Origin of the sequence: Vibrio sp. 10N.261.52.A1 (assembly GCF_002876325.1) — a bacterium.
Classification (GTDB): domain Bacteria; phylum Pseudomonadota; class Gammaproteobacteria; order Enterobacterales; family Vibrionaceae; genus Vibrio; species Vibrio chagasii.
In genome coordinates this window covers 1-10,589 of the sequence record NZ_MCYD01000630.1, presented here as the reverse complement: position 1 = coordinate 10,589, position 10,589 = coordinate 1, and the positions used below count along the sequence as shown (strand labels likewise).

General features: G+C 46.9%; 9 protein-coding genes. 1 reads left to right on the top strand and 8 read right to left on the bottom strand.

Annotation, left to right across the window (positions count from 1 at the left end; translation table 11 throughout):
* On the top strand, positions 1 to 1,546 hold a 1,546-nt coding region (locus tag BCT81_RS11565; protein ID WP_102424404.1), incomplete at its 5' end, for a potassium/proton antiporter.
* On the opposite strand, the gene BCT81_RS11560 is transcribed toward BCT81_RS11565, so the two are convergent.
* From BCT81_RS11560 to arcA, 8 genes are all read right to left on the bottom strand, one after another.
* Positions 1,543 to 2,172 (bottom strand): response regulator transcription factor, encoded by a 630-nt coding sequence (locus BCT81_RS11560; RefSeq protein ID WP_076655813.1) that lies wholly within the window; start codon positions 2,170 to 2,172, stop codon positions 1,543 to 1,545. The genes BCT81_RS11565 and BCT81_RS11560 overlap by 4 nt on opposite strands.
* A gap of 210 nt (positions 2,173 to 2,382) precedes the next feature.
* Positions 2,383 to 4,212, bottom strand: a complete 1,830-nt coding sequence (locus BCT81_RS11555; RefSeq protein ID WP_102424402.1) for a protein-disulfide reductase DsbD — start codon at positions 4,210 to 4,212, stop codon at positions 2,383 to 2,385.
* A 173-nt stretch (positions 4,213 to 4,385) separates the two neighbouring features.
* Positions 4,386 to 4,874, bottom strand: a complete 489-nt coding sequence (locus tag BCT81_RS11550; RefSeq protein WP_004737108.1) for an arginine repressor — start codon at positions 4,872 to 4,874, stop codon at positions 4,386 to 4,388.
* A 327-nt stretch (positions 4,875 to 5,201) separates the two neighbouring features.
* Complete coding sequence (pyrI, locus tag BCT81_RS11545) at positions 5,202 to 5,666, bottom strand: aspartate carbamoyltransferase regulatory subunit (RefSeq protein WP_004737110.1); 465 nt, start codon at positions 5,664 to 5,666, stop codon at positions 5,202 to 5,204.
* 15 nt (positions 5,667 to 5,681) lie between these two features.
* A complete protein-coding gene (pyrB, locus tag BCT81_RS11540; RefSeq protein ID WP_102424400.1) occupies positions 5,682 to 6,611 on the bottom strand; it encodes an aspartate carbamoyltransferase in 930 nt (309 codons plus the stop codon).
* A 482-nt stretch (positions 6,612 to 7,093) separates the two neighbouring features.
* A complete protein-coding gene (locus BCT81_RS11530) occupies positions 7,094 to 8,104 on the bottom strand; it encodes an ornithine carbamoyltransferase (RefSeq protein ID WP_004737112.1) in 1,011 nt (336 codons plus the stop codon).
* A 141-nt stretch (positions 8,105 to 8,245) separates the two neighbouring features.
* A complete protein-coding gene (gene arcC / locus BCT81_RS11525) occupies positions 8,246 to 9,157 on the bottom strand; it encodes a carbamate kinase (RefSeq protein WP_102424398.1) in 912 nt (303 codons plus the stop codon).
* A gap of 71 nt (positions 9,158 to 9,228) precedes the next feature.
* Positions 9,229 to 10,452 carry an arginine deiminase gene (gene arcA, locus BCT81_RS11520; protein ID WP_102424396.1) on the bottom strand — a complete coding sequence of 408 codons (1,224 nt, stop codon included), beginning with the start codon at positions 10,450 to 10,452 and terminating at the stop codon, positions 9,229 to 9,231.
* Positions 10,453 to 10,589 lie beyond the last annotated feature (137 nt).

The window sequence follows — 10,589 nt, the reverse complement described above, 5'->3', positions numbered from 1 at the left end:
TGCCGTGATACTGCTTGATGGTGGTATGCGCACTAAGGTGGCGAGTTTTAAGGTCGCGTTTTGGCCTTCGCTGTCGTTAGCCACGATAGGTGTAGCTTGTACTGCGACTCTCACCGGCTTAATGGCGGCTTGGCTATTCGACTTATCACTGATGCAAGGCATTCTAGTGGGCGCGATTGTGGGCTCGACTGATGCTGCGGCGGTATTTTCTCTGCTCAAAGGACAGAGCCTCAACGAGCGTGTTGGGTCAACCTTAGAGATAGAGTCCGGTACCAACGACCCAATGGCGGTCTTCCTAACGGTGACCTTAATCGCACTACTTGGCACCCCAGATGTCGAGATGGGGATGAACTTCCTGCTGAAAAGCTTCGCGATGCAATTTGGTGTTGGTACCCTTATTGGTCTTGGTGGCGGTTGGGTTCTGTGGAGTCTAATCAACCGAATACAGTTGGCTGATGGTCTTTACTCGATTCTGGTACTGAGCGGCGGTGTGGCTCTGTTTGCTTTCTCTAACATGCTTGGCGGCAGTGGTATCTTGTCTATTTACCTTGTGGGCTTGTTTATTGGTAATCGTCCAACACGCTCTCGACACTCGATTCTCAATGTCCTTGATGGCATGACGTGGTTAAGCCAAATCGTGATGTTCTTGGTGTTGGGTTTATTGGTCACACCATCGACACTGATGGACATTGCTCTGCCTGCGCTAGCATTGGCTTTCGGTATGATTTTGTTTGCTCGTCCGCTGTCGGTTTGGTTAGGTTTGCTACCATTTCGACGTTTTACCACCAAGGAGCGTTGGTTTGTTTCTTGGGTTGGGTTACGTGGCGCGGTGCCGATCATTTTGGCGGTGTTCCCGATGATGGCTGGCCTGCCTAATGCTCAGCTGTATTTCAATATCGCCTTCTTCGTGGTTATGGTGTCGCTGATTGTTCAAGGCGGCAGCTTAATGAAAGTCGCGAGATTGGCTCAAGTGACGCTGCCTCCAACGCCGACACCTGTTTCACGCACTGGTATCGAGATCTACCCGACCAGTGAGTGGGAGATGTTTGTCTACAAGTTGAAAGAAGAGAAGTGGTGTGTCGGTGAGCCGCTTAAGCGCTTATCGATGCCGGAAGGAACACGTATTACCGCACTGTTTCGACAGGACGCCTTGCTTCATCCATCGGGCAGTACAGTATTGGAAGCGAACGATATTCTTTGTGTGCTTGGTCAAGACAAAGACTTAGATAGCTTAAGTGAGTTGTTCAGTGAAGCGCCTGAGGCTGAAGAGGCTGCGCGATTCTTTGGTGATTTCTTCCTTGAGGTTGGCTTGTCGATTACTGCGGTGAGTGACTGCTATGGCATTGAGCTTGGCTCGGAAGAAGAGCGCGACATGACGTTAAAACAATTGGCTGATCGCGAGCTTGGCGCGCACCCAGTATTGGGCGATAGCTTCGAGTGGCATGACATCAATTGGGTGGTTGCAGAGATAGAGGATCATAAAGTCGTCAAGCTGGGTTTGTGTTTGCCTAAGACGACTTTAGAAGAGGATATGAGTGAAGCCTAGTTATGGACTTCTTGCAGTAAGATAACCGCTTGAGTTCGGTTTTTTACGTCCAGTTTTCGGAAGATGGCTGTCATGTGCGCCTTGATGGTCGCTTCCGAAACATTCAATTCATAGGCGATTTGCTTGTTCAGCAGGCCGTCGGAAAGCATCCCTAACACCTTGTATTGTTGTGGCGTCAGTGTGGCAATTTTTTCCGCAAGGTCGCTACAAGCCGCATTGTTTGTTATCAGCCCTTCAGGGAAGAACGGGTCGCCATTCAGCACTTGATTCAGTGCACTCACTAATTCACGCATGTCACTCGACTTTGGAATAAAACCAAACGCACCATGGCTTTTCACTTGAGTGACCACGCTAGCGTCCTCACTTGCCGAGATCACGACAATCGGTAGATCTGGGTATTCTGCACGAAGCTGAATCAGACCAGACATTCCATTGGCTCCCGGCATTTTTAGATCGAGCAGCAGTAGGTCGGGTTCATCTTCTTTTTTAAGCAGAGTCAGTAACGCGTCGAGAGAGTCGGCCTCAAGTAGGTTCGCACCGCTGATCGCCATATGAACCGACTGAAATAGGGCGTTGCGGAAGAGAGGGTGGTCATCAGCAATGATGATGGTGTAGGTCGAGTCCATGACGTCCATACTTTTAACAATTTAGTTAATATTTATTATCATCCTGATTGAGTATGTGGACAATATCTATGCATTAAAAGTCTGAACCATATCGACTTTTATCCCCTTTCTAAGAAAGCGTTTCTTGCTATAACAAAAAAGCCGCACTGCCATCTCGTTATGAGGGGCGGTGCGGCTTTGTCTGGTGTTACATTCAGACTAATGTTGCCGTTATAGCTGGTGGTCTTGCATGTGTTTTAAGAATACATCGGCAGGCATAAAACCAGTCACTCGAGCATTTGGAACATGGTTACCCTTGCTATCCCAGAACTCAATGGTTGGTAAGCCAAGTACCTGCAACTGCTTCAGCAATTCAATGTCTTGGGGCATGTTTCGCGTCACGTCTGCTTGAAGTAATACGAAGTCAGACAGTTTGTTCTCGACATCTGCTTGATGGAAGGTGTACTTCTCAAACTCTTTACACGCCACACACCAATCGGCGTAGAAGTCGAGCATCACTGGCTTGCCTAGTTTCTTCGCTTCGATGAGCTGGATTTCAAGCTCTTCAACGGTGTTAATTCGAGCAAACTGGATCTGTTGTTCCACTACAACGCTCTTTTCTGCAAACCAGTAATTTAGTGCAGGTTGAGCAGAAGCAAACAGACCAAGCATTGCGATGATGCCCACAGCGCTCTGCTTCCAACCAGCAAATGGCAGTGCATTCTTGCTGTGATACAACCAACCGAAGGCGATGAAGCCAAGGGCAGACCAAAGCACGGTTGCCCATAATTCAGGAATAATGCGCTCTAGTAGGAAGATTGGTGCTGCCAACAAGATAAAGCCGAATACGACCTTCACCTTGTCCATCCAGCTGCCCGCTTTTGGCAGTAGCTTATTGCCGAATACTGCCACCAAGATTAGCGGAATACCCATACCCATAGCTAATGCGTATAGAGCGATAGCACCGGTAAATAGGTCGCCACTTTGAGCAACATACAGCAGCGCACCCGAGAGTGGTGCCGTAGTACAAGGTGAACACACCAAGCCAGAGATAGCACCCATCGCGAATACGCCCAAGGTATTACCGCCTTGCTGCTTGTTGCTCTGGTTATTCAGCCAAGTTTGGACACTGCTCGGCAGTTGTAGGTTATACACGCCAAACATCGACATCGCTAACGCCACGAACAGAACGCTCAAGGCAATCAACACGTAAGGATGTTGCATCGCAGCTTGAAATTGCATACCCGCAGACGCAACCACTAAACCTAATAGGGTGTAGGTGAGCGCCATACCTTGCACGTAGATGAAGGACAACATCAACGCGCGACCTTGGCTGAGCTTGCCACCACCTAACACGATGCCCGTTAGGATTGGATACATAGGCAGAACACACGGTGTGAAGGCTAAGCCAACACCGAGCGCCAAGAACAGTAACGGGGTCCACCAACTGTCACCGAGTTTATCGGCTAGGCTCGCTTCCTTTGAAACGGGTGCGCTTGATTGTGGTGCTGTGTTATTGGCCACATCTGCTTTTGGCGAAGCAACTTGTGGGGAGGTGTTCGCTTGGTTACTGGTAGTTTTAGCAGCAGTGTCGCTTGAGTCCGTCGCTTCAAACGGTGCAATGTCGATGACGCGAGTTTCTGGAGGGTAGCAGAAGCCAGCCTCGGCACAGCCTTGATACTTAACGATCAGCTGCGAGCCATCTTGGTAACTTTGTAGGGGAACTTGTACGAATAGCGGCTGAGTATAAACACTCACCTCACCAAAGAATTCATCTTGATGTGGCTTACCATCTTCTAACTCAACATTACCGATAGCGAGATTTTGGCCGCTAAAAGAGAGGCTATGTTGATAGAGGTAGTAGCCTTCTTTTACCTGCCAGTCGAGAAGCACCTTGCCATCTTGCTGGTAGTAATTGAAAGGGAAAGCTTGGTCTACAGGAACAAAACCGTTGTTATTGCCTCCGAAGCTTGGCTCGGCGTTGTCATTTCCAAAAAGCGCCCACGCAGGCTGGGTGAACAGGGAAATACAAACAAAAAGTAATGTGGCAAGTCGTCGCATACTATTTAGTCATTTAATGGAGTTATGGGTATCTTAACTCAATCAGACCGTAATAGTTTGCTATTAGTTTCATTGGCTAGCAAATATCCCTTAGGGCGGGAAATCCACTTTCTTAGGTAATCGGGATAGGGTCAGCCTGCAGCAGGCATAGGGAGCCCTTGCCAGTAACCCATTTAAGCCACACCTAAGCGTGCTTTTACTACTTGCTCGCAAGCATCGATATTGGTTGTGTCTTTTGGAATGATTAACACGGTGTCGTTGCCGCCAACAGTACCGATAATCTCAGTATGTGGGTCGATATCGACTAATCTTGCAACTAACTGCGCACAACCTGGGTGGGTTTTAACTATCACCATTGCTTGGTTATGAGTGATTAATTCGATTTGCGAAGAGATGGATGCATCGACACGTACAGGCGCGCTTTCAACCGTAATGCAGTAGACCTTTTTACCACAGGCATTCTGAATTTTGACTACGCCGAGCTGTGACAAAATACGAGATACCGTCGACTGGCTAATGCCGGTATAGCCGATCTCGACTAGCTTTTCGCGCAGTTGGTTTTGAGTTGAGAAGCTTTGTTGTTGTAGTAAGCGTTTGCACGCTGCAGTCAGTGTTTTATCTTCAGCTGAATACAAGCAACCGTGCTCAGTGATCGGGTTCATGAACAACTCCTTAAGGTCAACAGTGATACCGCTTGTCCATAGCGTCGTGCGCACTCCCAAAGCCGTAGAGTACGATTTGTTAATTAGGGCTTACCGACGAATCCTGAAGTAAAGAAGGGTGGGTATGCGAGATGTATGATCATCTATTCATTCAGTCTACCACTAAAGGATAGTTATCTTTTTGAAGGCGATCACCAAACAAAATTCTGGTTATTTGCTTGTATCTTGGTGCTTTATTCTTAGGAGGAGTGGATATTTATTCCGCATTGGGAATAAATATCCATGTGTTTTGCAAGGTTTTAACCTTGGTGTTAATGAAGATAAGGGCTAGCGAATTTCACTCATGATCTCGCGAGAGAATACTTTTTCACAGTAATGGCATTTTAGCTGCACGTTTTCCTGTTTTAGCTGAACTTTAAAGCTACTTTCAACGGGTTCACCGTGTGAAATACAGTTGCTATTTGGACATGAGAATACGCTGTTGATTTGCTCTGGCAGTACAAGCGTGAGTTTGTTCACTACCTTGTACTCTTCAATCTGATTGACCGTCGCTTGTGGCGCATACAGAGCCAATTGGTTCGCCTGTTCTTTGGTTAGAAAGATGTTCTCAATCTTGATCAGATCTTTGTGTCCCAACGCAGATGATGGCAGATTTAATCCCATGGTGATGCGCTGTTCTGTTTTGTGCATCTTGAACAGTTTGAGGATTTTGATACCAAGGTGAGCAGGGATGTGGTCAATGACGCTGCCGTTACGGATCGCTTCTACTTGTAGTTGAGTTTGTTTAACCATGACTGTGTCTCCTGCTTATAAAGTGTCGTTTAGAACTAGGGCTAATAGGGCTTCGCGAGCGTATACACCATTTTCAGCTTGCTCGAAGTAGTAAGCGTGTGGTGTTTTATCAACGTCGGTGGTGATCTCGTCGACGCGTGGCAGCGGGTGAAGCACCTTCATGTTTTGGCGAGCCTCTTTCAATGTGTCGGCGGTGAGGATGTAAGCCGATTTCATGTGTGCGTATTCTGATGCATCAAAGCGCTCTTTCTGTACGCGAGTCATGTATAGCACATCCAGTTCCGGTACCACTTCTTCAATGCTGCTGTGTGTGCTGTATTGAATGCCCATCTCTTCCAGTTCTTCACAGATGTAATCCGGCATCGCTAATACTTCAGGTGCGATAAAGAAGAAACGCACGTTATCGAATTTTGATAGTGCTTGCGTCAATGAGTGCACGGTGCGGCCATATTTAAGGTCGCCGACAAACGCCACATTGAGGTTGTCGAGAGTGCCTTGTGTTTCGTAAATCGAGAACAGGTCTAGCAGGGTTTGAGTTGGGTGTTGGTTCGCTCCATCACCGCCATTCACTACTGGCACACCGTTAGAGAACTCAGACGCCAAGCGTGCTGCCCCTTCTTGTGGATGACGCATCACAAAGGCATCAACGTACGATGAAATCACCTGCACTGAATCGGCAAGTGTTTCGCCTTTCTTAGCCAGTGATGTGTTACCGCCATTATCAAAACCGATGACTGTGCCACCAAGGCGTTGAACTGCGGTTTCGAATGAGAGGCGAGTTCGAGTTGAAGGCTCAAAGAAACAGCTCGCAACGACTTTATTTCTCAGCAACTCTGGATTTGGTTCAGCCTTGAGCCTTGCTGCGGTATCGACGATAAGCTCCAGTTCATCACGAGAGAGCTCAGGAATGGAGATGATGTGCTTGTTAAATAACGAATGCGCCATAACGGGTCTTCCTTCTATGCATACAGTCAAATTGCGGACAAAAAAAAGCCCCCTAAAAATAGGAGGCTTCGAAATGATCAATAGAACAAAATAAAAATGACACCAACACCACTCTTTGGCGTGTAGTTTGACAATCATGTGCGACAAAACTGCGGTTCATTTTTTGCTCTCTTTAGACAAATTGCGGAGGATTATACTCAGATAAAAACAGCGCGCAATAGTTTCTGTAAAGTATTCATTTTATGGATATTTATGCCAAATCAGCCTGCGTTTTTACTTCTTTTTAAGCCTTTGTTGAAGCAGCAAAACTTCGACTTTTTTAGGCAATAATCTTTTCAAACGAATGAAAAAAAATGCGGGTTTTATCCAAGGGAAAATTCCCATGCACGCCACCCGCATTTCCCTGTTATTGCACTCAAATTATCGACTTGTTTGTAAATAAGAGAGTGCTTTGCTTCTAAGCTTTTTAACTGTTTGGCTTATTAGCTACCTAGTGTTGCAACCATCACAGCTTTGATGGTGTGCATGCGGTTTTCAGCTTCATCGAACACGATAGAGTATTCAGACTCGACCACTTCATCAGTCACTTCCACACCGTCTTTTAGCTGTGGATATTCAGCCGCAAGCTGTTTGCCTACCGTGGTGTCTTCGCCATGGAAAGCGGGTAGACAGTGCATGAATTTCACATGTGGGTTACCGGTTGCTTTTAGCATTTCCATGTTCACTTGGTAAGGCATCATTAGGTTAATGCGCTCAGCCCACGCTTCTTTCGCTTCGCCCATCGATACCCAAACGTCGGTGTATAGGAAGTCACAACCTTGTACGCCTTCTTGAACATCTTCAGTTAGGGTGATTTTGCCGCCAGTGTGCTCTGCGATTTCACGGCATTGAGCCAATAGCCCTTCTTCTGGCCAGAATTGCTTAGGAGCAACAAGGCGAATGTCCATGCCCATTTTCGCTGCGCCAACCATTAGAGAATTACCCATGTTATTGCGAGCATCACCTAGGTAAGCAAACTTGATTTCATGCAGCTGCTTACCACGGCCGTATTCAGTCATGGTTAGGAAGTCTGCCAAGATTTGAGTTGGGTGGAATTCGTCAGTCAGACCATTCCATACAGGTACACCAGCGTAAGCGCCTAGCTCTTCAACAATCTCTTGACCGAAGCCGCGGTATTCAATGCCATCGTACATACGGCCAAGAACGCGAGCGGTATCTTTCATTGATTCTTTGTGGCCAATTTGAGAACCAGATGGGCCTAAGTAAGAGACGCGAGCACCTTGATCGAATGCTGCCACTTCGAATGCACAGCGAGTACGAGTTGAGGTTTTCTCAAAGATAAGTGCGATGTTTTTGCCAGTCAGTTTTGGCTGTTCGTAACCGTTGTACTTCGCTTTTTTAAGCTCCATTGAAAGATCTAACAAGTGTTGAATTTCGCGTGGAGTGAAATCTAGTAGTTTTAGGAAGTTACGATTGCGTAGGTTAAAAGCCATGATGTATTCCTTCTTAGATTTAGGCGCTTTCTTGTTACAGGGAAAGAAAATTCAAGAAAGCGCGATTCAATTTTTGTGTATTAATTTCAGTTCAAACGGTGATTCAGTTTTCTCGCAAGGTTTGAAAAGCTCACGAGTGGATTAATCTTTGGTGATGTTGGTACCCGCTTGGCCTTGCAGAATTTGCAAACCATCTTCGAGCGCACCGATACCGACGACTTTGCCGCCTTGTTGGATGAATTCGCATGACGCTTCAATTTTTGGTCCCATGGAGCCGGCATCAAATTCGAACTTCGCAAGCTCACCTGGTGTAGTGTTGCGCAGTGCGTGTTGAGTCGGCTTGCCCCAATCTAGGTAAACCGCGTCTGCGTCTGTCAGGATCAGTAGTGCATCGGCATTCAATTGTTTTGCTAAGAAAGCCGCTGACATGTCTTTGTCGATAACCGCTTCGACACCAACCAATTTGCCATGCTCTTTTTTCACTGGAATGCCGCCACCGCCAGTACAGATCACTAGGTGACCCGCTTCGATAAGCTGGGTGATCGCTTTATGTTCAACGATGCCGGTTGGTCTTGGGCTTGGTACAACACGACGGAAGTGTTGGCCGTCTGGTTTTACGATCCAGTGGAACTTCTCTGCCAATTCACGCGCTTCTGCTTCTTCGTAGATTGGGCCAATCGGTTTGGTTGGATCAGCAAATGCAGGGTCATTTGGATCAACCGTCATTTGGGTCAACATGCATGAGATGTTGCGGTTCGGCAGATAGTTTTTGAACTCTTGCATCAGCATGTAACCGATCATGCCTTGCGTTTCGCTGCCCAATACATCCAGTGGGTATGGATTTACTTTCTTGTACTCCAAACCTTGCAGAGCAAGTAAGCCAACTTGTGGGCCATTCCCGTGCACTAATACCACGTTGTACTCTTTGGCGATTTCAGAGATGGTTTTCACCGCTGTTTCAATATTACGGCGCTGAACGTCAGCTTCTAACGGCTCACCGCGACGAAGTAGGGCGTTACCACCGAGTGCAACAACAACAGTTTGTTTAGTCATAATTGTGTTCTCTCATTGTGGCCAAGTTGAGGTTATTTGAGTGCTTCAACTTGGCCGTTTCGTCTTAGTGATTAGATACCATCACGCTCGATTGGGCAGCTCATGCAACGTGCGCCACCGCGACCACGACCAAGCTCGTCTCCAGGAATTGGCAGTACTGTGATGCCAGCTTTGTCGTATTTCTCGTTGGTGTAGGTGTTACCTTCGTAGCCAATAACGACGCCAGGTTTTACCGTAAGAACGTTGTTCGCATCATTCCACTGCTCACGCTCTGCATGGAAGTTGTCACCACCAGTAGTGATTAGGTTTAGCTTGTCTACGCCCAGTGCTTTTTCGATAGCGGTAACGAAGTAGCCTTCTTCTTTCACTTTCACGGCACCAGACTCATCACCGGTTAGGTTCCAGCACTTCACATCTTTACTCACCACTTCAGGGTAAACAGAGAACGTATCTTCGTTCATATGTGTCATTACTGTGTCTAAGTGCATGCAAGAGCGGTGTTTTGGCAGCTGCATAGCGATAACTTGCTTCGCTTGGCCGTGTTTGAACAGGCTAGAAGCCAAGTGTTCAACACCTTGTGGCGTGGTACGTTCTGACATACCGATAAGCACTGTGCCACGGCCGATAACCAGAACGTCACCACCCTCAATCGTTGAGTTGTCGTAGTTGATGCTCTCTTCATCGCCGAAGTATTTAATGAAGTCTTGGCCTGCGAAGGTTGGGTGCCAACGGTAAATCGCACGCACGTGGTTGGTTTCGCGTTGACGTGCTGGTTTCGCCATTGGGTTGATCGATACACCACCGTAAACCCAGCAAGAGGTGTCGCGAGTAAATAGGTGGTTTGGTAAAGGTTCAATAATGAAGTCGGTTGGTGTGAACATGCCTTGCATCATTGAAGAAGACTTCATCGGCATTTCAGCGTAAGACAGACCGCCGGTTAGGATTTTTGCAAGCTCTAGGTTTGGTAAGTCGCCTAAATAGCAGCGTACGTCGTTAGCAAAAGTTTTACCCAAACGGTAATCAGACACTTGGCAGTTCAGTAGCCAATCTTTCGCTTCCGGCACAGCTAGCGTATCTGCTAGTAGGTCAGTAAGAAGAAGAACCTCAACACCCTGATCACGTAGCGTTTGAGTGAATACGTCATGCTCTTTACCTGCACGCTCAACAGCCAGTACGTCATCAAACAGCAAATCGTGACAGTTAGATGGTGTTAAGTGAGTCAGTGCGCGTCTTGGGCGGTGAACTAGAACACGACGCAATTGACCTATTTCAGAACCTACATAGAACTTACTCATGATCGTCTCTCTCTTATATATTTGAATTACTTTTATTGCTAAGAGTAATTATTTATTTTCAGTTGAGAAGAATGAATTATTTATTCATATCTCTTGTCTGGAATTAATATTACGCCTGCTGCTCAGGTATTCTTAGA

Coding starts and splice junctions, on each gene's coding strand:
- BCT81_RS11560 (WP_076655813.1), bottom strand. CDS start 2,172: ATGGACTCGACCTACACCATCATCATTGCTGATGACCACCCTCTCTTC.
- BCT81_RS11555 (WP_102424402.1), bottom strand. CDS start 4,212: ATGCGACGACTTGCCACATTACTTTTTGTTTGTATTTCCCTGTTCACC.
- BCT81_RS11550 (WP_004737108.1), bottom strand. CDS start 4,874: ATGAACCCGATCACTGAGCACGGTTGCTTGTATTCAGCTGAAGATAAA.
- pyrI (WP_004737110.1), bottom strand. CDS start 5,666: ATGGTTAAACAAACTCAACTACAAGTAGAAGCGATCCGTAACGGCAGC.
- pyrB (WP_102424400.1), bottom strand. CDS start 6,611: ATGGCGCATTCGTTATTTAACAAGCACATCATCTCCATTCCTGAGCTC.
- BCT81_RS11530 (WP_004737112.1), bottom strand. CDS start 8,104: ATGGCTTTTAACCTACGCAATCGTAACTTCCTAAAACTACTAGATTTC.
- arcC (WP_102424398.1), bottom strand. CDS start 9,157: ATGACTAAACAAACTGTTGTTGTTGCACTCGGTGGTAACGCCCTACTT.
- arcA (WP_102424396.1), bottom strand. CDS start 10,452: ATGAGTAAGTTCTATGTAGGTTCTGAAATAGGTCAATTGCGTCGTGTT.